18 protein-coding genes are annotated in these 21,235 nt (G+C 65.0%); 7 read left to right on the forward strand and 11 right to left on the reverse strand.

Annotated elements, in window-relative coordinates:
- Positions 1–104: 104 nt before the first annotated feature.
- The 3 genes from QM708_RS13165 to QM708_RS13175 are packed head-to-tail and all read left to right on the forward strand — an operon-like array spanning position 105 to position 5,805.
- On the forward strand, positions 105–1,481 hold the full coding sequence (locus QM708_RS13165; protein WP_415109313.1) for a hypothetical protein: 1,377 nt from the start codon (positions 105–107) through the stop codon (positions 1,479–1,481).
- Positions 1,481–3,805 carry a WD40 repeat domain-containing protein gene (locus QM708_RS13170; protein ID WP_415109316.1) on the forward strand — a complete coding sequence of 775 codons (2,325 nt, stop codon included), beginning with the start codon at positions 1,481–1,483 and terminating at the stop codon, positions 3,803–3,805. The genes QM708_RS13165 and QM708_RS13170 overlap by 1 nt, the downstream gene beginning before the upstream one ends.
- Positions 3,805–5,805, forward strand: a complete 2,001-nt coding sequence (locus QM708_RS13175) for a hypothetical protein (protein WP_415109319.1) — start codon at positions 3,805–3,807, stop codon at positions 5,803–5,805. The genes QM708_RS13170 and QM708_RS13175 overlap by 1 nt, the downstream gene beginning before the upstream one ends.
- 591 nt (positions 5,806–6,396) lie before the next feature.
- On the opposite strand, the gene QM708_RS13180 is transcribed toward QM708_RS13175, so the two are convergent.
- Together QM708_RS13180 and QM708_RS13185 are read right to left on the reverse strand one after the other, a co-directional pair.
- Positions 6,397–8,709, reverse strand: coding sequence for a WD40 repeat domain-containing protein (locus QM708_RS13180; protein ID WP_415109321.1), 2,313 nt, complete (start codon positions 8,707–8,709; stop codon positions 6,397–6,399).
- A gap of 635 nt (positions 8,710–9,344) precedes the next feature.
- The gene (locus QM708_RS13185) at positions 9,345–9,950 is read right to left on the reverse strand and encodes a class I SAM-dependent methyltransferase (RefSeq protein ID WP_415109324.1); all 606 of its coding nucleotides are present in this window, start codon (positions 9,948–9,950) and stop codon (positions 9,345–9,347) included.
- A gap of 95 nt (positions 9,951–10,045) precedes the next feature.
- Between QM708_RS13185 and QM708_RS13190 the strand changes: the two genes are divergently transcribed.
- On the forward strand, positions 10,046–10,516 hold the full coding sequence (locus tag QM708_RS13190) for an AbrB/MazE/SpoVT family DNA-binding domain-containing protein (RefSeq protein WP_415109327.1): 471 nt from the start codon (positions 10,046–10,048) through the stop codon (positions 10,514–10,516).
- 43 nt (positions 10,517–10,559) lie between these two features.
- A complete protein-coding gene (locus QM708_RS13195) occupies positions 10,560–10,778 on the forward strand; it encodes a zinc ribbon domain-containing protein (protein ID WP_415109330.1) in 219 nt (72 codons plus the stop codon).
- A gap of 92 nt (positions 10,779–10,870) precedes the next feature.
- On the opposite strand, the gene QM708_RS13200 is transcribed toward QM708_RS13195, so the two are convergent.
- From QM708_RS13200 to QM708_RS13230, 7 genes are all read right to left on the reverse strand, one after another.
- Positions 10,871–11,323, reverse strand: a complete 453-nt coding sequence (locus QM708_RS13200; RefSeq protein ID WP_415109333.1) for a hypothetical protein — start codon at positions 11,321–11,323, stop codon at positions 10,871–10,873.
- Between the two features lie 211 nt (positions 11,324–11,534).
- Positions 11,535–12,032: a flavin reductase family protein gene (locus tag QM708_RS13205; RefSeq protein ID WP_415109336.1), complete on the reverse strand. Its 498-nt coding sequence runs from the start codon at positions 12,030–12,032 to the stop codon at positions 11,535–11,537.
- A complete protein-coding gene (locus tag QM708_RS13210) occupies positions 12,029–12,550 on the reverse strand; it encodes an NAD(P)H-dependent oxidoreductase (protein WP_415109339.1) in 522 nt (173 codons plus the stop codon). Before QM708_RS13210 ends, QM708_RS13205 begins: the two co-directional genes overlap by 4 nt.
- Positions 12,543–13,904, reverse strand: a complete 1,362-nt coding sequence (locus QM708_RS13215; protein ID WP_415109342.1) for an LLM class flavin-dependent oxidoreductase — start codon at positions 13,902–13,904, stop codon at positions 12,543–12,545. Before QM708_RS13215 ends, QM708_RS13210 begins: the two co-directional genes overlap by 8 nt.
- A gap of 17 nt (positions 13,905–13,921) precedes the next feature.
- The gene (locus QM708_RS13220; protein ID WP_415109345.1) at positions 13,922–14,767 is read right to left on the reverse strand and encodes an ABC transporter permease; all 846 of its coding nucleotides are present in this window, start codon (positions 14,765–14,767) and stop codon (positions 13,922–13,924) included.
- Positions 14,760–15,581, reverse strand: a complete 822-nt coding sequence (locus QM708_RS13225; RefSeq protein WP_415109348.1) for an ABC transporter ATP-binding protein — start codon at positions 15,579–15,581, stop codon at positions 14,760–14,762. Before QM708_RS13225 ends, QM708_RS13220 begins: the two co-directional genes overlap by 8 nt.
- A gap of 10 nt (positions 15,582–15,591) precedes the next feature.
- Positions 15,592–16,608, reverse strand: coding sequence for an ABC transporter substrate-binding protein (locus QM708_RS13230; protein WP_415109351.1), 1,017 nt, complete (start codon positions 16,606–16,608; stop codon positions 15,592–15,594).
- Positions 16,609–17,141: 533 nt separating this feature from the next.
- Between QM708_RS13230 and QM708_RS13235 the strand changes: the two genes are divergently transcribed.
- Complete coding sequence (locus tag QM708_RS13235; RefSeq protein ID WP_415109354.1) at positions 17,142–17,372, forward strand: hypothetical protein; 231 nt, start codon at positions 17,142–17,144, stop codon at positions 17,370–17,372.
- A 136-nt stretch (positions 17,373–17,508) separates the two neighbouring features.
- Here the strand turns inward: QM708_RS13235 and QM708_RS13240 are convergent, their stop codons facing one another.
- Together QM708_RS13240 and kynU are read right to left on the reverse strand one after the other, a co-directional pair.
- Positions 17,509–18,909: an amino acid permease gene (locus tag QM708_RS13240; RefSeq protein WP_415109357.1), complete on the reverse strand. Its 1,401-nt coding sequence runs from the start codon at positions 18,907–18,909 to the stop codon at positions 17,509–17,511.
- A gap of 85 nt (positions 18,910–18,994) precedes the next feature.
- The gene (kynU, locus tag QM708_RS13245) at positions 18,995–20,254 is read right to left on the reverse strand and encodes a kynureninase (RefSeq protein ID WP_415109360.1); all 1,260 of its coding nucleotides are present in this window, start codon (positions 20,252–20,254) and stop codon (positions 18,995–18,997) included.
- A gap of 55 nt (positions 20,255–20,309) precedes the next feature.
- On the opposite strand from kynU, the gene QM708_RS13250 reads away from it, so the two are divergent.
- Entirely contained in the window at positions 20,310–21,086 is a 777-nt protein-coding gene (locus QM708_RS13250) for an alpha/beta hydrolase family protein (protein WP_415109362.1), read from the forward strand.
- The last annotated feature ends 149 nt before the right edge of the window (positions 21,087–21,235 follow it).

Raw genomic sequence — 21,235 nt, forward strand, 5'->3', positions numbered from 1 at the left:
TTTCGATCGGCTAGGGCAGCTTGTGGGAGCATGGCCTCGGTTGCGTCGAGCGGTCGCCGTGGTCGGTGGCATTGCACCTTGGGCGCAATGGGGAGGAGTTCGTGATGAGGACGGAGTTGACCTTCTTTCTTCCGGTCACGCGGGTGCGCCTATCTGCGGCGATGATTCAGCTCACGGACGAATTGGAACCGGGGAGGAACATCACGGAGGTCGCTGCTTGGTCGGCGGAACTGGTAACGGTGGCCGACACGAGCCAGCCGCGCACGATCGCTGTGGAGAGCGGCATCCTGCGGGACTATGGATTGAAGCTGTCTCTGACCGACGACGGCCGGTTGGCTTCTGCCTCGGTGGAGTCGACCGGACAGGTGGGCACGGTCCTTGCTTCGGCTGCGGGTTTGGCGACGAGCGTGGCCGCGGCCGTGATGTTCCGGCTTCCAATGCCGCTTGTGGCACCTTCGCCTCCCCCAGTCGTGACCAAGGGGGTTAGCCGCGCCCCGGCCGACACTGGCGCGACGCGGACGGTTTCCGCGGCAGAGCAGCGATACGCTGCAGAGCATCCCGCCGAGGCGAAGCGGTTGGCTGATCTGCAGGATGAGCACGCCACCGTTCAGTCGCGGCTTTCGGAAACGCGTCGTCAGTACCTGGCTGTCGACGCGACTGGCCGGAGTGAGGCATGGACGCACTACCGGCGGATAGTTCGGCTGGTGGCCGACGTGGCTGAGGAGCTCACGCGGGCAAAGGCGTTGTTCGACGCATGGCGGCACTCGCACCAGAACCGGACTGACTACGTCGAAGCGGTGACAGTGGAGGTGTCGGCACTGCCGGTGGTTTCCGTCGCCAACAACGGAGGTCTGACACTGACTTGGACCCCCGATGGCGCCGAGGTGCAACAGTTTTTCGAGCGCACCAAGCATGTCCTGGCCCGTGTGAACGAAGAAGAATGGCCAGGACCATCAGCGGATCCCGGCGAACCGTCCACGGGTGCGGCGCTGCGGGTCCGTCGCCCCAGGTTGGTGGGACTAGCGACCGTGCACCAGGACGACAAAGGCGAGTTGTGGATGACCGGTGAGCGGCGTGAACTGATCATGGATGCCGCCTGCATTGAGGTGAATTTGCCGTTGCGGAAGTCGTGGCTGGCACGCCGGAAGACCGCGGTGGAGTTGTCGCCGCTGGGCGCGTTGACTGGGGTGGAACTCGGCGGTGAAGCCACCGGTGCGGCGACAGCCCGAAGCATTGCCGGTGCGGGTGCGACTGCCGTGGCTGCATTGGAGTCGGCGCAGCGGACCCGGACGACGTTGTCGGGGCTGGTTGCTGCTGGCGAGGAAGACGAGCTAGCGCGCTTGCGGCGCGAGGCAGCGATTGCCGAGCAACGATTGTTGGCGGCAGGGCTAGCGGCGACGGCGTCTGATTTTGCGCGGTTGGAGTGGCTGAAGCAGCAAGTCGCTATAGCGGACGCCGAAGCGAAGCTGGGTGATGGCTGATGACCGACGAGATTCGCGAGGTGGAGGCACGAATCGCGGATCAACTGGCTCACTACACGTCACCCAGTGCGGTAGGGCGCCGCACGCCTGTGCCATATATACGTCGACATTCGGTTGAGCACGCCGCAGCCGGCAGGGTGCTGGACGAGCGTTTCATCAATGCCGAGTTCTTGCCGTTTGTGGACGCTGAGCGACTCCGCGCCGTCCCGCCTGGCCAGTGGGCGGGAAGCAAGGAGGGCAGGAGGCTCTTAGCCGTATGGCGTCAGGTCGCGCATCGCAACACCTGGGACAATCCAGAGTTGAACAGGGCCGCTTTAGCCTATTGGGGTGGCGTTCAGAATCTTGGAGCGGAGCCTCTACCTACGGACGCCGTCCAGGTCCACTGGGCGAGGCGGACTCAAGCTCAAGGAGAGGTCTTGTGTCGTACCTACGCCAACGCACTGGCGAGCGCCGTGTTGCCCGATGGCCGGGTCGTGGCGGTCATCGGAGGCGATGACGGCACCGTGCAGATGTGGGATCTAGCTGCTGGAACTCTTGTTGGCGACCCGATCGCTGACGATGTCAGTTATGTGGAGGCGCTGACCAGCGCACTACTGCCCGACGACCGGGTGGTCGCGGTCGTCGCGAGTGGTGACCAGACCGTGAGAGTGTGGGACCTCAGCACCGGCAACCTCATCCATGACCTACTGACGGGCCACACCGGCCTCGTGCGGGATCTGGTCAGTGCCGTACTGCCTGATGGGCGAGTCGTCGCTATCGCTGGACGCGACAATTGCAGTGTGCAGGTCTGGGATCTCTCGACTGGAGAGCCCGCGTGCGATCCGCTCACCGGTCACACTGGCCGAGTACGGGCTGTGGCGAGCGCCATGCTTCCGGATGGGCGAGTCGTAGCAATTGCTGGAGGTGAAGATTGCACCGTTCAGGTCTGGGATCTCGCGACCGGCAAGCCGATCAGAGGCCCGCTCACCGGTCACATGAGCTGGGTAGAGGAAGTCTCTGTAGTAGTTCAGCCTGACGGCCAGGTCATTGCTATCACCAGCGGCCTTGATCGCACCATTCGAGTGTGGGATCTCCTCGCTGGCAAAATACTCACTAGCCGAACGGGCAAGGTGCGGGCTGTGACCAGCGCTGTGCTGCCCGACGATCGAGTCGTTGCCATCACCGGAAGCGAAGACCACACGGTGCAAGTGTGGGATCTCGTGACTGGTCAGCCTATCAGCAGCCCGCTTATCGGCCACACCGACTGGGTAGAGAAAGTGGCGAGTGCGGTGTTGCCCGACGGGCGAGTTGTCGCTATCACTGGGAGTGATGACGGCACCGTTCGAGTGTGGGATCTTGCCCCTGGCAACCTGACCGGAAGTCCTTTTGCCGACCACGCGGGCAGCGTACAAGCGGTAGACAGTGCGGTGTTGCCCGACGGCCGGGGCGTCGCTATCACGGGAGACGACGACGGCGCTGTTCAAGTGTGGGATCTCGCCACCGGCGATCCCATCGGCGACCCACTCACGGGCCACGTTGGCTGGGTGCAGGCGATCACAAGCGTTGTCTTACCCGACGGTGGGGTTATCGCCGTCACCGGAAGCTACGATCGCACGATCCGAGTATGGGACCTGACTGGCGGTATTCCCGCCAGCAGCTCACTCACTCGCTACGGTCGCGCCGTCGATAGCATAGCCAGCGCGGTGTTGCCCGACGGTCGGGTCGTTGTAGTTACCGGAAGCAATGATGGCGTCGTTGAGGTTTGGGACCTCACCACCGGGAATACCATCGGCAACATGCCCAACGGCCACGCAGGCAAAGTAAGAGCGATGGCCAGCGCGGTGTTGCCCGACGGTCAGGTCATCGCCGTCACCGGAGGCGAGGACCGCACTGTCCGGGTATGGGATCTCGGCACTGGCAACCTCGTCGGCAATCCACGCGCCGACCACGCAGGCCGGGTGCTGGCGATTGCGAGCGCTATGTTGCCTGATAGCAAGGTCATTTCTATCACTGGAAGCGACAACGGAACTGTTCAGGTTTGGGACCTCGCCACAGGCATCCCCGTCGGGAACCCACTAGCGGGTCACACCCGCGCGGTGGAGGCTGTAGCTAGTGCTGTTTTGCCGGATGGCCGAGTTATCGCGATTACCGGCAGCAGGGATCGAACATTGAGGATTTGGGATCTCACTGCACTGAGGCAACTCCTCGTGGTTCCTACCAATGATCCCGTAACTGCGGTTGCGGTCTGTGGTGTCCGCGAATCAGCGGTGGACCTATTGCTGGTCTCAAAGGGGCTCATCTATGCGACCCTAATCTTCGATACTGATGAGGTGGGAGTCGATTGATGGCCCAGCGAGATCCAGTTCAGAAGCGTCGTGACTTCGTAGCGATCGCCACATCCACGTTCAGTGACAGCAGCAACTTCGGCATCCTCGAGGGGATCAAAGACGAGGTAGCTGCCCTGCGTGACTGGTTGTGTGACCCGTCGCTGGGCGATCGGGCCTTCGCCAATACCCATCCACACTTCTCGAATGATCCCCCGCTCGACGAGGTCATCCAGAGCCTTGGCGAAACTGACTGGTCGGAAGCAGCAGCGGCCGTAGTGTTCGTCTCGACGCATGGGTGGGTGCATGGTAAGCATTGGTTGGCGTTCCACGGGACCAACAAGGTGAAACCTAGTACGACAGCGCTGGGGACTAGCCATCTCGTCGAAATTCTGCGCGAGACCGACATCAAACATCTCATGTTGATCCTTGACACTTGTCATGCGGGGCGAATCGGGTCGGATATGAGTCTTCCGAAGGACATCTCGTGGATCATCCTTCCCAGCGCCACCGAGGACGAGGAGGCAGGTGTCGGTGTCCTGTCGGGGGCTATTGCAGCGTTCTTGAAAGAGTTGCGCTCCCCTGAGGGCGCCCAGTACGGGCGGGGTCCCTACTTAACTGTTGGTGATTTCGTTCAGGGGATCGAGAAACATATTGGGGAGGATCAGTTCGCCGGAGCACTGTATCCGACAGCCCAGTCGGAGCCTCACCCATGCCTCCCGAATCCCCATTACAAGCCCTCCTCGGCTGCTCTGAGCAATCCTGCACGTCGTGACCTAGCGCTACTCAAGGAGGATCTGTCGACTCATTGGGGTCCTCGGGCGCGAGGGGTGACCGGAGCGGACGAGCCGGGATGGCTGTTCAGTGGCCGTCGCACGCTCATGCGCCGACTGATCGATTTCACTCAGGACGGTAGCGGTGTGCTGCTGGTCACCGGTGGTGCCGGTAGCGGGAAGTCTGCGGTGTTGTCTCGCTTGGTCACTTTGTCGGATGCTGCCTTCCGCGACGACTACGCCGTTGAGGTTGCTGCGGTTGATCCTGACCTGCTTCCGGCGGAGGGTGTCGTTGATGTTGCCGTGCTCGCCACAGGCAAGAACGCACTTGAGATTTTCACCCAAGTCTGTCAGGCGGTGGGCGCCATCCCGGCCGCGGCTACACCGTCGACGATCGCCGAGGCTAAGACATCCTGGGACGCATGGATCGCCGCCCGTACCGACCCGGTAACCATCGTCGTTGATGCCCTCGATGAGGCAACTAACCCGGCTGAGGTGGTTACCGGAGCGCTGCAGCCTCTGCTTGCTGGCTCACGAATGCATCCGATTCGGCTGCTGGTGGGCGTCCGCTGCACCGGTGGCGCCACGCCAGCCGACACACCTCGCGACGGGCATAACCGCCAGGTCGTCGCACTCCTCCAGGCGACTCTGGGCGCTGACCCTGTCCAGGATCGGGTCCAGGTCGACGAAGCTCCGTGGTGGGACTCCGGCGATGTGGAGGAGTACGTGGCCAGTATCTTGCTCGGCACCGAGGACTCTCCCTACCCTGACCGCCCCGACGCGGTCGATGCCGTCGCTCGTCGTGTTACCGAGGGGGCTGGGAAGTCGTTCCTGGTGGCAAAGCTCGCCGCGAACCAACTGGCCGCACGCAGTGTCGTTGACCCCGATGACACGTCTTGGCAGGACGCCATTCACCGCGGTGTCCTCGGCGTGTTTCGCGAGGATCTGCATCACACATTGCCGGAACGGCATGATCGGGAACGGGCCATCCATCTGCTGCGAGCCGTGGCGTTCTCCTATGGCCGTGGCCTGCCGTGGGGACAGATTTGGCCGGTTGTCGCGAACGCCGTCGCTGACGACGACGAGATCCATTACGGCAACGGAGACATCGCGTGGCTGCTCTCCACAAGGATGGGTGGATACCTGGTCACCGACCGCGAAGACGATGTCACCGTGTACCGCCTCTTCCACGACGACCTCCGCACCAACCTGCGTGAGCATTGGCGCGAACTCCTCGACGGTGAGTAGCGATCACCGACCCCTGCCGTGACCAACTCGAGTACGACCTGAGAAGATGCGGAGGCTCGCTCGGCTGATTGCCCTTCGCGGTGAGCAAGCAGTGGCCGCCTTGGTCGAGGAGCTGTTGGGCGGTATCGCGTTGGTTGCGCATGGTGTCCATCGTCACGACCACCCCTTTGAATTCTCATCAGGCCTAGTAGATGCTGGGTGGCGGGGATTTCGTTGGATTTTCTGGCCGACTTGGGTTTGGTCGAGCATGAGACCATCGACATGGGTGTGGGCGGCGACCAGGTGAGGTGGCTGGGCGTCACCGTCGCCAGCTCCGCGTACGGTTTTGCCGTCGAGTGCGACGGCCAGTCGGCCAGCGATCGTGGCGGTGCGCATCCTCAGCCAGGCACCGAAGATTCGAGAGAACTTTTCGCGTCCAAGGCTCCGATCACACGCCGAAGGGGGCGTCAGGAATTGATCTCCGAGAGAATCGCTCGTATTGCGCATGTTGACGTAAGAGCTATACCGGCAGGGTGAGCGGTCACGATATCGCTGGAGAAGCACCGAAATGGGAGGTTGCTCTACGCGCCGCGGGGTCGCCCGGGAACTCCTTCACTCGCCTTCAAGGGCCAGGGTCATGTAAACAAGCCCGTTTGAGAGCAATAGGACATCCACTGCGCTGTTGCGGACTTTGCAAGTAACCACCGCAGTCACTGGATCATTCGTAGGAATCACAAACCGCGGCTGCATCGTCGTGAGATCCCATCCTCTTACCGTGCCGTCGTCGCTGCCGGTGATGGCGATAACCTCACCACTGGGCAGGGCCGCGCTGTCCACCGCCTCCACTTTACCGGTGTGGCCTGTGAGTGGGTTGCCGATGGGGCTTCCGGTGGTGAGGTCCCATATCTGGACGGTGCCGTCGTCGCTGCCGGTGATGGCGATTACTTCACCATTGGGCAGCGCTGCGCTGGACACTGCCCGCACTCTTCCGGTGTGGCCTGTGAGTGGGTTGCCGATGGGGTTTCCGGTGGTGAGGTCCCATATCTGGACGGTGCCGTCGTCGCTGCCGGTGATGGCGATTACTTCACCATTGGGCAGCGCTGCGCTGGACACTGCCCGCACTCTTCCGGTGTGGCCTGTGAGTGGGTTTCCGATGGGGTTTCCGGTGGTGAGGTCCCATACCTGAACGGTGCCGTCGACGCTGCCCGCGACTGCAACGATTCGACCATCGGGCAGGACCTCGCTCGCCACCGCTACCACTGCGCCGACTTGTCCGGAAAGTGGACTACCGACGGGCTCGCGCGTAGTCAGGTCCCACACGCGAACGGTGCGATCATAGCTCCCGGTAATGGCAAAGACCTCACCGTCGGGCAAACGTACGCTGGTTACCGCCCCAACCCAGGTGATGTGTTCTGTGAGTGGATCTCCGGTGAGAGCGCCAGTGGCAAGATCCCACACGCGCACAGTGCCGTCCCGGCTGCCTGTGATTGCAACGTCGCGACCGTCGGGTAGCACCGCGCCTGTCAGTGCCTCCGCAGAGTAATCGTTGGCGGTGAGTGGAGTGTTGGTGAGGAGGGGCCACATCTGAACAGTGCCGTTGCTGCTTCCTGTGATTGCGACGACTCGGCCGTCGGGCAGTTCCGCGCTGGTCATCGCCTCTACCCAGCCAGCATGGCCGGAGAATGGGTTGCCGATGGGGGCGCCTGTGAAGACGTCCCATACTCGTATGGTGGAATCTTCACCTCCTGTGATTGCGACGACTCGGCCGTCGGGCAGTTCCGCGCTGGTTATGGCTCCTACCCAGCCGGTGGTCTGGCTACTGCTGGGCTTGCCGGTGGAGAGATCCCACACTCGCATCGTGCCATCAAAGCTTCCGGTGATTGCGACGACTCGGCCCCCGTCTTCTGGCAACACCGCGGTGGCAATCGTCCGTACCTCGCCGAAGTGGCCGGTAAGCGGATTGCCGATAGGTGTGCCGGTAATTACGTCCCATACTCGGACGGTGCAATCCTCACTTCCTGTGATTGCGATAACTCGGTCTCGATTATCAGGCAGCACCGCGGTGGTAATCGCCCACACACAGCCAGTGTGACCCGTATGCGGGCTTGCAATGAGGGTGCCCGTCTGAAGGTCCCACACCCAAGCTGTGCCATCGCGGCCTCCGGCGACTGCTACGACTCGGGCGTCGGGCAACACCGCCGTGGTTATAGATTCCACCCAATCGGTGTGGCCGACGAGCGGGTCGCCGATAGGAGCGCCGGCAATGAGGTCCCATACTCGAACGGTGCCATCCTCACTTCCGGTGATTGCGACGACTCTGCCGTCGGGCAGTCTCGCGCTGGCTACCGCCAACACGGGGCCGGCGTGACCAAAGTCGGGAAGGTCGACGCGGGCGCCAGAAGTGAGGTCCCATACCTGAATGCTCCCGTCCTTGCCACCGGTGATTACGACGACTCGGTCATCGGGCAGCACGGCGTTCGCTAGTGCATTCGCATGTGTGTGGCAGAGGATCTCACCCTGTGGGCGAGTCCTGTTGGCCCAACAGATCTGTACTCGCTTGGTCGGCAGGGATGCCTGATCCAGATGCTGAATTCCACCCCAGTAGGCCAGCGCATCCCGGTTCCGCTCTGGATCGTCCCAGAGGGTGCCATGCGCGATCTGACGCCAAGCACCCAGCAACCGCCCGCCATCCTCCTTCCCCGACCACTCTCCGGGCGGTATAGAGCGCAGCCGTTCGGCGTCAACAAACGGCAAGAAGGCAGTATTCACGAAGCGCTCATCAAGCCGTCGACCTGCTGCGGCATGCTCCACCGCGTGCCGGCGCACGTACGGTGCCGGCGTGCGACGCGCTACCGCATCGGGCGATGTGAACTGCGCCAACTGGGCCGCGATCCTTGCTTCTACTTCACGAATCTCCTCAGGCATCAGCCATCACCCAGTTTCGTCTGGGCCAGCCAGGACTCTGGCAGCGGCGACTTCACCTCCGAGCAGACAACGTCCGTGATCAACTGGTTCCGATCTTCGGTCGACCACGGTGTGCCGTGGTGATCGGTTAGGGATGGCTTAAGTCCGTGGTCTCGCAGGGTCCCGTCCGTCACGGCGATCGTTCGTGACTGGCTCGTATCGAGCACTGTCGCCGACTCACCTGACCAGGCGGAGGCCTCGGCGAAGCTGCTCGCCGGATCTAGGCGGTCGGTGAAGTGAGCCCTTGTCGCAAGTAGGCGCACCGGTGTGACCGGGAGAAAGAAGGTCAACCCCGTCTTCACTAAGAACTCCTCCCATTGTGTCCAAGGCGCGCCGTTACGGACCGTGACCACCGATCAATGTTGCCGAGGCTATGCTCCCACAGGTTGCCCTGGCTGATCGAAACCCGAGATGTGAGCCACCCGGAGAAATTCGCACGGTTGTTAAGCTCCCGCAAGGGGTGCGACTGAGATTGTGTATGAGCCAGGTCCGGGGCGTGCTCAAGGATCTCAGAGGCGCCGGGCTGACGGTCTAGTACGGCTGCCGTACTAGGTGCATCCGCTTTGGTATTCGGTCGAAGTTGTCGTGGTCCGAGGTTAAGCGCGTTGAGCGAGGATCGCGCCGTGCGTCCGGGTGGGGGAGAGTGGTCGTGATTCGGTATGCGTGATGACGAAGCCGGCGTCCTCAACCTTTGTCGTGAGGAGGTCGAGCGGCCAGGAGTACGCCGTGGTGACCGCGTGGGCGAACGGCACGAGGCGGGGTCCGGTGAAGAACCCGAGCGCGAGACCGCCACCTGGGCGGATGGTGCGCGCGAACTCGGTGAGGGCTGTGCCGATTTTCTCGGGTTCGGTGTGGATGAGCGAGTACCAGGCGAGGATTCCGCCAAGTGAGCCGTCGGCCACACCGAGTGATTCAGCGCGGCCGAGCCGGTAACGCTCCCCGGGATAGGTTGTTTTGGCACTCGCGATGAACTGGGGCACCGGATCGACGCCCTCGGTCTCGATCCCGAGACCGGTGAGGAAGTGCGTCCATTGGCCGGGACCGCACCCCACGTCGAGCACCGGGCCGTTGAGGCCGCGCGCCCAAGTCTCGATGAGCGCCAGGTCGGAGGCGTCCGCGTGGTCGATGTTCCCGAGTGCGTCGATGTACTCGCGTGCTCGTGCGCCGTAGGAAGCCCGGACCAACTCGAAGCGATCGTCCATGCGCTCATCTTGTCAGTCCCGTCTCGCCCGTTCCGTCGGGTCGTCTGGTTGATCCGGCGTACCTTCCTCCTTACCTTGGTAGCAAGGAGGAAGTCATGGCTACTGGCAGCGTCACCAGCAGAGGGCAGATCACCATTCCGAAGGGTGTCCGGGACGACCTTGGTCTTGAGCCGGGTAGCCGAGTGAGCTTCGTGAAGAAAGAGGTCACGGTGACTGCGCGTCGTTGGGAGCGTGGCTGGGAGCTTTGGCTTGACGATGATCACGTGACTCAGTTTTCGACTCTCGCGGATGCGGAGCAGCAGGTTCGGGACTATCTCGACACGGAGGTTCCCGATGTCGACCATTCCGAGTGGGTGATCACGGTCGTGCCCGAGCTCGGTGCCCTCGGTAGGGAAGTGGTGGCGGCGAGGAAGGCCACAGAAGAAGCGGCTGCGGCGAGTCTGGACGCCGCTCGCAGATCTCGGGAGGTCGCGCGGCAGCTTCGTGAGGCCGGCTATTCGGTGACCGACGCTGCGGCCATCATGGGCGTATCCCGGGGGCGTGTCTCGCAACTGGTGCATGGTTGATAGCCAGGGTGTCGTCAAGGTCGGGTTGTGCCACGATGAAGGCATGACCGTCTCCGGGAGCGCTGTCCATCTGTTCGGCACGCCGTTCGTCTGTCGTGTCTGCGGTCATGACCGATTCATCCAGCGCGAGATCAAGATGCAAACCACCGGGTTGACCTTCCTCGACCTCGACTGGCTGAACCGTTCCGCTGACGGGGTGATCTGCAGCCGCTGCGGCTACGTGCACATGTTCGCTGGCGGCGTCCATGAATGGATCGGCTAATCGGGGCATCACCGCGTCCGGGACGCCTCGGGTCAATGAAAGTGCTGCGATGAGAAAAATCACTCCGGCGCTCGCGGCCCCACTCCCGTGGCTCAGCGCGGCGAATCCGCCAGCTCGTCCAAGGCGCGTAGCAGGGGATCGCTCCTGTCCAGCGCCGGGTCGCAGGTGGACGCCGAACCGGCGATGCCATCGGACTCCCACCGGTAAATGATGAGGATTCCGTCTCGCGCGTCCGCGCAGGGCGGCTGAGGGTTTGCTGTCACCTGTCGTGGGGAGGCGGAGTAGGCCGAGGCCAGCCGCGACTTCTGCGCCGGCGATAGCTGCCCCCGGGTCTCACCTTCCTGGGTGACGAGGGTCCAGCTGCCGTCCGGGGTGACCACGAGGTCGGACGAACACGGCCCGGCCGGGCACATCCCCCCGGACGCATGGCGTTCCATGCGCGGCAGGGATGCAGGGGGCGTGTCGGGGCCAGCGGGCGCCAGCGTGCAGCCCGCGATCAACATTCCCGCAGTGACCAGCGACAACGACCTGAGCATGAGCAGCATGGCCCCTCCTTCTTCCTGGCTCCATGGAATCATGCCCTCGCGGAGGAACTGACCCGGCCGCAGGACGGCCTGACCGACGCGCAGCGGGGCGCTGTGGCCTCAGCGCCCACCGGCGCCCAGCAAGGCGAATTGACCATCGTCGGCGGTGAGGTGCAAGTGGTGCCGATCGGTGCCGCGTCCGCCACTTGGACGACGAACGTCCGCGGCACCCTCATGCGAGGCGTCCGAATGCGCTGCGGTGGAAGACCAGGGGAGACAGTTCGTTGGTGTGGTCGACCGCATGCAGTTCCAGCAGCACCAGGATGTGGTCGCCGGCTTCGACCTCGCGGTAGATCGTGGTGTCGAAGTGGGCCAGACCGTCGTCGATCAGGATCGCGCCTTCAGGGGTGAGCGTCACCGCCACATCGTCGAACCGGTGTTCCACGGCACCGGCAAGTTGCCGGCACAGCGGACCGTGATGGTGGGCGAGGACGGTGAGCCCCAAGTGGCGGGCCCGGCGTAGGTCGGGCCAGGTCTTGGACGCGCTGGCAAGGTTGATCGAGACCAGCGGTGGATCGAGGCTGACGCTGGTGAAACTGCTGGCGGCGAGGCCGACGGGGTATCCGTCGACCTGGGCGGCGACCGCGACCACGCCGGTCGGGAAGGCGCCGAACGCCTCCCGGAGCCGGATCGGGTCGAGGTCCTGGTTGGTCGGAAACGCGATGGTCATGCTGCCTTCTCGATCCAGGTCTGCACGAGCGGACGCGTCGCCGAGAGCCAGTGCTCGTAGGCGTCCGGGTCGTCGTGTTCGGTGTCGAGCACGTACAGCCCCCGGCCGGGCACCGTCGCGCCCAACTCGGTCAGGATCGGGCGCAGCGTCAGTTCCGGCGCGAGCGCATGATGGGGTGAACCGCCGACGAGCAGGGGCACGGCGAGTCCGCGCAGGCCGATCCGGGCGGGGAATCGGTCCAGGAACAGCTTGAGCAATCCCGTGTAGGTGCCCTTGTACGTCGGTGACGCGACCACGACAAGGTCGGACGCCCCCACGCGTGTCACCAGGTCGGCGACCTGGGGCGACGACCAGTCCAGCAACCCTGAACCGAGTGTGGTCAGATCGACCACCACGGCTGGCTCGACGCCGGATAGTTCGCGGGCGACGTACAGCGCGGTCGTGAGGGTGCGCGATGCGGGTTTCGGGTTGCCGACGACGACGGCGACGCGGGGGCGTCCGGTGGTGGAATCAGACACCGGCGACCTCCTTCACCTCGAACTGGTTGGCGGGCTTGGCGAGGCCGTAATGGTCGCGCAGGGTGGTCCCGGTGTACTCGGTGCGGAATAGCTCACGCTGCTGCAAAATCGGCACGACCGTCTCGGCGAAGGTGACCAAACCACTCGGCAGGGCGGCTCCCATGATGTTGAAGCCGTCCGCGGCACCCGTGGTGAACCAGGTTTCGATGGTGTCCGCGATCTGCGCGGGCGTCCCGACGACCACGTGATGGCCTCGCCCGCCGCCGAGCCGGGCGAGGATCTGGCGGACGGTCAGCTGCTCCCGTTGCGCGAGGTCGATCACCAGCCGTGACCGGGAGTCGAACCCTTCTCGGTGGGTGCGCTGGGTGACCGACGGCGGCAGCCCTTGGTCGAGCACGAGTTCCGAGGGGTCCGCCTCCAGGACGTGCGCCAGGATCTGCAACCCGAACTCCGGCACGCGCAGGTCATCGAGCTGTGCGGCGAGCGCGGCTGCCTCCTTTTCGGTGGCACCGATGATCGGCACGATCCCGGGCAGCACCAGTACGGTGTCCGGGTCGCGCCCGGCGTCCGCGGCGAGACGCTTGATCTCGGCGTAGAACGCCTGAGCTTCGGCGAGCGTCTGGTGGGCGACGAAGATCGCCTCGGCGTACCGGGCCGCGAACGCCTTGCCGGTCGCCGAAGCCCCGGCCTGTACGAGTAGCGGGTAGCCCTGCGGCGGGCGCGGCACGTTGAGAGCGCCGTCCACCTGGAAATAGGTGCCGCGGTGGTTGATCGGCCGCAGCCCGGACGGGTCACCCCATCGGCCGTGCTCCTTGTCGCCGAGGTACACCTCATCCGACCAGGAGTCCCACAGCTTCTTCGCGACCTGCACGAACTCGTCGGCCCGGTCGTAGCGCGTCGCCTGAAGTGGGCGCTCGGCCAGCGAGAAGTTCGCGGCCTCTGCTTCGGACGCCGACGTGACGATGTTCCAGCCCGCGCGTCCGCCCGAGACATGGTCGACGGTCGCGAACCGGCGCGCCAGGGCATACGGCTCGTTGTAGGTGGTGGACGCCGTCGCGATCAGCCCGATCCGCTCGGTCGCGCCCGCCACCGCGGTCAACAGCGTCAAGGGTTCGAGTTGACCGGGCACCCGGAACGCGCCCGATCCCTGGGCGGCGACGCCGTCGGCGAAGAAGATCGAGTCGAACTTCGCGGCCTCGGCGATCCGGGCCAGTTCGATGTAGTGCGCGACATCGAGGCCGGCGCGGGGGTTGGATTCGGGCAGTCGCCAGGCGGCCTCGTGGTGGCCGGCCTCCATCAGGAAGGCGTTGAGGTGCAGCTGCCGCGGGGAGGAAGAAGTAGAGGAAGAGGACATGGTTGGCTCCTTGGAGGTCAGGCGCGCCACTGCGAGAAGCGACGCTCAAGGGCGACGAGGCCGTAGTTGACGGCAACGCCGATGAGGGAGGTGGTCAGGATTGCGGCGTACATCTTCGGGATGAGGAAGTTGTATTGCGCGTAGTTGATGAGGAATCCCAGGCCTGCGGTCGCGCCGATCATCTCGGCGGCGATCAGGACCAGGATGGCTGCGGCACCCGAGATCCGGACGCCGGTGAAGATCGTCGACACGGCCGCCGGGAAGACGACCTTGCGGAAGGTCGCCACTGGTGACAGCCCGAGCACTTTCGCCGAACGCACCAGGTGGGCGTCCACGGTCGCGACGCCGGAGATGGTGGCCAGCAGGATGGGGAAGAAGCAGGCGAACAGCACGATCGCGATCTTCGAGGTCTCGCCGATGCCCAGGATCAGCATGAACACCGGCAGGATCGCCAAAGCAGCGGTGTTGCGGAAAAGCTCCAGCACGGGCGTGAAGAACTCGCGCGCCGGCCGGTACCACGCGATGGCCGCGCCGAGTGGGATCGCGGTGGCGATCGCCAGCGAGAACCCGATCACCGACCGGGTCAGGCTGGCCGAGACGTGCTGCCACAACTCACCGCTATTCACCATGCGCCACCCCTCGGCGAGCACCACATGCAACGGCGGAATGAAATAGGCGTCCACCAGGCCGATCAGCGGAGCGAACTCCCAGATCAGCGCCAGTGCGACCACACCGGAGATGCCGCGTCCGACGGTGACCGCCCGGCGCCGCCGCAGCGACACGCCTTTGGCATGAACGGACGCCTCTTGGCGCGGATTCGGGCGGGCCTCGGTCTTCTCGTCGACCACCGTCAGGCTAGGCATGGGCAAGCTCCTTGGAGTGCGTGGTGGTGTGCTGCTCCCGCAGCAACGACCAGATCTCGTGGCGGTAGCGGGCGAACTCCGGCGTAGCGCGCAGATCGCTCTCCTGCGCACTCGACCGGTCGAGATCGACATCGACGACCTGTCTGATCCGTCCGGGACGTGCGCTCATCACCGCGACGCGCTGTCCGAGGAACACCGCCTCCTCGATGTCGTGGGTGATGAAGACGACCGTGGTGCCGGTGCGTGCCCAGATGGCCAGCAACTCCTCCTGCAGCCGCTCGCGCGTTTGGGCGTCCAAGGCGCCGAACGGCTCGTCCATCAACAGCACCTCGGGTTGATAGGACAGGCTGCGCGCGATCGCCACCCGCTGCTTCATCCCGCCGGACAACTCATGCGGGTACCGGTTCGCGAACTCGGCCAGGCCGACGAGCTCCAGGTACTCGCGGGCAACCTCCCGCCGCTGGGACTTGGACAACCCACCCTTGGCCTCGAGCGCGAACTCGACGTTGGCGGACGCCGTCCGCCACGGCAGCAAGGTGTACTGCTGGAACACCACGCTACGGTCCAGGCCGGGGCCGCTGATCGGACGGCCGTCGATGGTGAGGCGTCCGGCTCTTGGCGTGGCCAGCCCGGCGATCAGGTCGAGCACGGTCGACTTGCCGCAGCCGGACGGGCCGACGACGGTGAGAAACTCGCCGGCACCGACCTCCAGGTCCAGCCCATCGAGCGCGACGAACTCGCGCAACTGCTTGTCATGATCGCCGCGCACCCAGAAGGTGTGCCGGACGCCGCTCAATGCGATCCGCGAACTCATGGTCGTCACCTCAGGCATTCGGGTTGAGATCGTTGGTGTAGACGCGCGAGACGTCGAGTGCGCGGGCATCGATATCGCCGCGCTGGCCCAGCCAGTCGACCCAGCGCTGGATGTCCTCGTCCGAGATCGTCGCCTTGGGTGCGAGCCCCAGGGTGCCGGGGTAGTTCGCCCTGATCGGCTCGATGTAGTCGGTGAAGCCGTGCTTTTCCAGGTAGGGGAAGTAGAGATCGAAGACCTCTTGCTTGTCATGGGTTTCGATGAACTCGATCGCTTTGGCGACGCCGGCCACCAACTGGCGGCTGGTGTTCGGGTTCTGCTCGATGAAGCTGGTGCGCAATGTGATCGCCCCGCCTGCATAAGGCCCGCCGATCACCTCGACATCGTTCACCAACTCCCGGATCGGATAGCGCGTCGCGGTGTGCTGGTAGGCGAGGAAGCTGAGCACCGCGGCGTCCACCTGGCCCTTGCTGAGCGCCTCGGGCGTGTTGAGCGGTGGCAGCGGCACGAGCGTGATCTGGTCCTGCTCGGCTGGGGTGAGCCCCTGCTGGGCGAACCACGTGTCGAGAACCGCCTCGGAGTTCGCGCCGAGCGTGTTGACCGCGATGGTCTTGCCGATCAGGTCACGCGCGGAATGGATGCCCGAGCTTTCCAGCACCACGAGCTTGCTATTGGTCTGCTCGTTCGACCCGTAGAAGGGAATCACCGCCTTGATCGGGGCACCGGTCGCGACCAACTGCGCGATCGCGCCGTAGAACGCCGACCCGCCGATATCGGTCTGGTTCGAGGCGAGGGCCTGCAGCGCCTGCGGTCCGCCGGTGATGTCACCGACCCGCTCAAGGGTGAGACCCTCGAACTCGCCCATGGCGTCGGCCAGCAGGAATGGATCGAGCGTCACCGGATAGCTCTGGTAGCGGATCGTGGTCTGCTCGTTCTTGGTGGGCGCGCCGGTGCTTCCGCATGCGGTCAGGCCCGCTGAGGCGAGGACGGCGATCACGAGGGCGGACAGGATCCGCGGGGGTTTCTTCATCGGTCTCTTCCAGGTTGGTCTGGTGGATGGGCAGGCGTGCGCAGCCGGCGGAACACGCCGTACGGACGCGCGGGTATGGGATGGGGTGTGGTTCAGCTGGGCGACGAAGGATTCGTCAGGGCAGGCTGAACAGGGTCCGGGTGAGGGGAAACGTGATTCTCCAGCGCTGAGCGACCTTCTCTATCTGGAAGATCAATGTCGTGAGAACGCCCCAGGGGGCGGTGCGGCGTCCGGCTCACTGGCTCCGGCGACAACAACAGCGGTCGGCGGAGGGGAGCGGGGACTGCGCACGGTGGCGTATCACGAGCATCCGGTTCTCCTTTAATGCCGCCCTATTTAGTAGGACTTTGAAGACTGTAGCACAGCGGACGCCCACCCGCCGAGCCGGCCCGCTGCTCATGGGGTATCGGGGCCACCCCTTGCCTATTTGTAGTCCTTATTACTATAATTGAGCAGGTACCCCGCTGGGGGTGCACACAGCCGTGCAGGGCACGGTCGGTGTTCCTGCACATCACATGTCAAGGAGCACTCATATGAGCACCACCACTCTCGTCCGCGCCACCGAGGCCGCCTCCAAGAGGATCGTCGGCCGCGATCGCGCCGGCAACATCGCCGTCGCCCTGATGCCGCTCGTCCTCGTCGGTGCCGTTTACGGCGCGGTCACCTCGTCCGCCGTCGTGCTGCTCAGCACTGGTCTCGTCGCCACCGCGATGGCGCTCGCTGTCGCACTGTTCTCTCCGGTCGTTCCCACGAGCGGCCGGTGAACAGCCAGGGATCCCGGAGGTCTCGATGTAGCCGGGAAATGGTCGGGCTGGTCCCACGGCCACCATTCGAGTAAGAGGAGCGACACCGACGGTGCCGCTCCTCTTCTCTTTGTTGTTCGGATTTTCTCGCGGACGCCTAATCCTGCCCGGCGTGGTCGGCCGACTCGGCCAGCTTGCGCGGACGCACCCGCACCCAGTACCAGACGCTGACGATCGCCAGGAACGGGACGCCGAAGACCAGCGTCATGTTGAACGACGAGTCGGTGAAGACGGTCGTGATCAGGATCGCCACCATCAGCCCGGCGCCCAGATAGGTGCCGGCCGGGTAGAACGGCAGCCGGTACTTCAGCGGCTCGCCGCTGGCGGCGAGAGCACGGCGGAAGAAGATGTGCGACACGAAGATCATCAGCCAGGTGAACATCGCGCCGAACATCGAGATCGCCATCATCACGGTGAACGCCTGCTCGGGGTTGATCACGTAGACGATGGTCGCGACCGCGATCCCGACAGCGGACAGGACGAGCGCGTTCGTCGGCGCGCCGTTCGCGGCGACCTTGCCGACGAACGGCGGGGCGTCCCCGCTGCGCGACAGGCTGAACGCCATCCGGGTCGAGGTGTAGAGCTGGCTGTTCATCGCCGACAGGGCCGCGATGATCACCACGAAATTGAGGATGCTGTCGGCCAGCGGGACGCCGAGCACCGTCATCACGGTCACGAACGGGCTGCCGCCTTCGAGGATCCTGCTGGTGGGCGCGATCGCCACCACCAGCGCCAGCGTGCAGATGTAGAACAGGAACAGCCGCAGCACCACCGTCCGGAACGCCTTGCGGGTGGCCACCTCGGGCTCTTCGGCTTCGCCGGCCGCGACCGCGATCATCTCGACACTCAGATAGCTGAAGATCGACACGATCACCGCCACCCAGGTGCCCCACAGACCGTTGGGCATGAAGCCGCCCTCGGCGGTGTAATTGTGGAACCCGAACTCCGGGCTGGCCTGCCCGAACACCGCGACGGCCGCCATCGCGATGAACGCGATGATCGCGAACACCTTGATCGACGACAGCCAGTACTCGAGCGTGCCGAAGGTGTGCACGTTGAACATGTTGACGCCGATCAGCGCCGCCGAGAAACCCAGAATCCAGACCAGTCCGGGCACATCCGGTAGCCAGAAGGCCATATAGGTGCCGATCGCGGTCACCTCGGTGCCGACCGCCAGCACGATGCACGACCAGTAGGAGACCCGGACCAGGAAGCCCGCCATCGGCCCGATGTAATGCTCGGCATAGGCGCCGAACGAGCCGGACGTCGGGTGCTGGATGGTCATCTCGGCGAGTGCTGCCATCAGCAGCAGCGCGACGAGCGCGCCGATCGCGTAGCTGATGATGACCGACGGCCCGGCGTAGCTGATCGCGAACTTCGAGCCGAGGAACAGCCCGGTGCCGATCGCGCCGCCGAGCGCGATCATGCCGATCTGGCGCGAGGTGAGGCTACGGCTCAACCCCTGTTCGCGGCGTTGGATTTTGTCGAAACTGCTCACGGAGATTCCTTTGTGCGGGGGAGGGAGGAGTGGGGCGTCCGGTCGGTGCCGGGGCGCCCGTCACGTGGTGGCGGACGTGGCCCGCTCAGGTGACGGCGCCGCGGGTGCGGTATTCGGGACGATCCCAGGCGCGGGTGTCGAGGATGCCGGCCAGGATGTCGACGGCGTCCCAGATGTCGGCATAGCCCAGGTAGAGCGGGGTGAGGCCGAGCCGGATGATCTCGGGCTCGCGGTAGTCGCCGATCACGCCGCGGGCGATCAGCGCCTGCACGATCGCATACCCGTCGGGGTGCCGGAAACTGACATGGCTGCCGCGGCGTTCGTGCTCGCGCGGGGTGACCAGGGTGAGGTCGTGCCCGGCGCACCGGGTCTCGACCAGGTCGATCAACAGGTCGGCCAGGGCCAGCGACTTGCGGCGCACCTCGTCCAGGTCGGCCTCGGCGGCGATCCGCAGCCCGCACTCGGCGATACTCATCGACGCGATGGGTTGCGTTCCGCACAGGAACCGTTGAATGCCGGACGCCGGCGCGTAGTCGGGCGCCATCGCGAACGGCGCCTGGTGGCTCCACCAGCCCGACAGCGGCTGCCAGAACCGGTTCTGGTGACGGTCGTTGACCCAGATGAACGCGGGCGCGCCCGGTCCGGCGTTGAGGTACTTGTAGGTGCAGCCCACCGCGAAATCGACATCGCAGGCGGACAACTCGATCGGTAGGGCACCGGCGGTGTGGCACAGGTCCCAGATCATCAGCGCGCCGGCCCGGTGGGCGGCGGTGGTGACGGCGTCCATATCGTGCAATGCGCCGGTGCGGTAGTTGACGTGCGAGAGCGCGACGACGGCGACCTGCTCATCGAGCACCTCGGCGAGGGTGGTGTCGTCGTCGATCAGCTTGAGTTCGTAGCCCCGGTCGAGGAACGCGCTCATGCCCTGCATGATGTACAGGTCGGTGGGGAAATTCTCCCGCTCCGAGACGATCACCCGGCGGCCGGGACGGTCGGCGTCCTGGATGGTGAGCGCGGCGGCGAGCGCCTTGAACAGGTTGATCGAGGTGCTGTCGGTGACCACGGTCTGGCCCTCGGAACCGCCGATCAGCGGCGACAGCAGATCACCCAGCCGGGCGGGCAGGTCGAACCAGCCGCGGGTGTTCCAGGCCCGGATCAGCTGCTGGCCCCACTCCTCGGTGACCACCTCGGCGGCGCGGCGTGCAGCGTCGGTGGGCATCGGTCCCAGTGAGTTGCCGTCCAGATAGATGACGCCCGCGGGCATCACGAACCTGCTCCGGAATCCCGCCAGCGGGTCGCGCTCATCGGCGAGCACACAGTCGTCGCGGGTGGTCATCGTCGTCATCATTGATCCCTTCGTCCGGTTATGAACAATAGGACCGGGGCGGCACAGTGGTGGCATGTCCGCGAAAGACGAGCCCGATGCCGCGATGTCGCAGGCGTGTGCACCCGCCGACACGGTGAGCTACGGTCCGGACGCTGCACAGGTCTACGATGTGCGTCTCCCTGCTGAGGTGGGGGATGGGGTGCCGAGCGTGGTCGTGATTCACGGCGGCTTCTGGCGGGCTTGCTACGACCGGTCGCATGCGGCCGCCCAAGCTCAGGGATTCGCCGAGCGTGGGCACCCGACGGCCGTGCTCGAATACCGGCGGACCGGCATGCCGGGCGGGGGATACCCCGGCACGCTGGACGACATCCGCATTGGATTGGCCGCTGTGGTGGCCGATGGGCGGTTTCCCGAGCCGCGGGTCGTGGTGGGGCATTCGGCCGGAGGGCAGTTGGCGGTGTGGGCGCTGTCGGAGCTGCCGGGCTTCGCGGGTGCGGTGTCGTTGGCCGGCTGCGTCGACCTCGGGTTGGTTGCCGAGTTGAACCTGGGTGACGGCGCGCTGGCCGAGTTCATCGGCGGTTCGCCCGAGGAGTTTCCCGAGCGATACACGGACGCCGACCCGTCCCGCCGCTTGCCAACCCCTGTTCCGGTGGTGCTGATCCACGGCGACGATGACGACGAGGTCCCTTGGTCGGTGAGTGGGTCCTACGCCGCGAAGGCCGCGCGTGCCGGTTCCCCGGTGAAGCTGGTCAGGGTCCCCGGTGTGGGCCACTACGAGCTGATCGACCCGACGAACCTGGTGCTTGGTGTCGTGGTGGAGAACCTTGGCTGGTTGGCCAGCCGAGGTTGAAAGGGACGTGCCTCAGGTAGGTAGAAGGGCGAGGGCCAGCCCGAGGTGACACCGCCGCCTTCCAGCGCCTGGTCGGGGGAGGTGCGTTCCCGCCAGTCCACGGCCGAATCCTGCCACATCCATCGGACGAGGTCTCCGGACCGGTTGGC

Source organism: Propioniciclava sp., assembly GCF_047602245.1.
In the GTDB taxonomy this organism is placed as follows: Bacteria; Actinomycetota; Actinomycetes; order Propionibacteriales; family Propionibacteriaceae; genus Propioniciclava.

Excerpts from the sequence above, each read along its gene's own strand:
- QM708_RS13190 (WP_415109327.1), top strand. The coding sequence starts at position 10,046 with ATGGCTACTGGCAGCGTCACCAGCAGAGGGCAGATCACCATTCCGAAG.
- QM708_RS13170 (WP_415109316.1), top strand. The coding sequence starts at position 1,481 with ATGACCGACGAGATTCGCGAGGTGGAGGCACGAATCGCGGATCAACTG.
- QM708_RS13250 (WP_415109362.1), top strand. The coding sequence starts at position 20,310 with ATGTCCGCGAAAGACGAGCCCGATGCCGCGATGTCGCAGGCGTGTGCA.
- QM708_RS13195 (WP_415109330.1), top strand. The coding sequence starts at position 10,560 with ATGACCGTCTCCGGGAGCGCTGTCCATCTGTTCGGCACGCCGTTCGTC.
- QM708_RS13235 (WP_415109354.1), top strand. The coding sequence starts at position 17,142 with ATGAGCACCACCACTCTCGTCCGCGCCACCGAGGCCGCCTCCAAGAGG.
- kynU (WP_415109360.1), bottom strand. The coding sequence starts at position 20,254 with ATGACGACGATGACCACCCGCGACGACTGTGTGCTCGCCGATGAGCGC.
- QM708_RS13225 (WP_415109348.1), bottom strand. The coding sequence starts at position 15,581 with ATGAGTTCGCGGATCGCATTGAGCGGCGTCCGGCACACCTTCTGGGTG.
- QM708_RS13230 (WP_415109351.1), bottom strand. The coding sequence starts at position 16,608 with ATGAAGAAACCCCCGCGGATCCTGTCCGCCCTCGTGATCGCCGTCCTC.
- QM708_RS13185 (WP_415109324.1), bottom strand. The coding sequence starts at position 9,950 with ATGGACGATCGCTTCGAGTTGGTCCGGGCTTCCTACGGCGCACGAGCA.
- QM708_RS13205 (WP_415109336.1), bottom strand. The coding sequence starts at position 12,032 with ATGACCATCGCGTTTCCGACCAACCAGGACCTCGACCCGATCCGGCTC.
- QM708_RS13220 (WP_415109345.1), bottom strand. The coding sequence starts at position 14,767 with ATGCCTAGCCTGACGGTGGTCGACGAGAAGACCGAGGCCCGCCCGAAT.
- QM708_RS13200 (WP_415109333.1), bottom strand. The coding sequence starts at position 11,323 with ATGCTGCTCATGCTCAGGTCGTTGTCGCTGGTCACTGCGGGAATGTTG.
- QM708_RS13215 (WP_415109342.1), bottom strand. The coding sequence starts at position 13,904 with ATGTCCTCTTCCTCTACTTCTTCCTCCCCGCGGCAGCTGCACCTCAAC.
- QM708_RS13165 (WP_415109313.1), top strand. The coding sequence starts at position 105 with ATGAGGACGGAGTTGACCTTCTTTCTTCCGGTCACGCGGGTGCGCCTA.
- QM708_RS13180 (WP_415109321.1), bottom strand. The coding sequence starts at position 8,709 with ATGCCTGAGGAGATTCGTGAAGTAGAAGCAAGGATCGCGGCCCAGTTG.
- QM708_RS13175 (WP_415109319.1), top strand. The coding sequence starts at position 3,805 with ATGGCCCAGCGAGATCCAGTTCAGAAGCGTCGTGACTTCGTAGCGATC.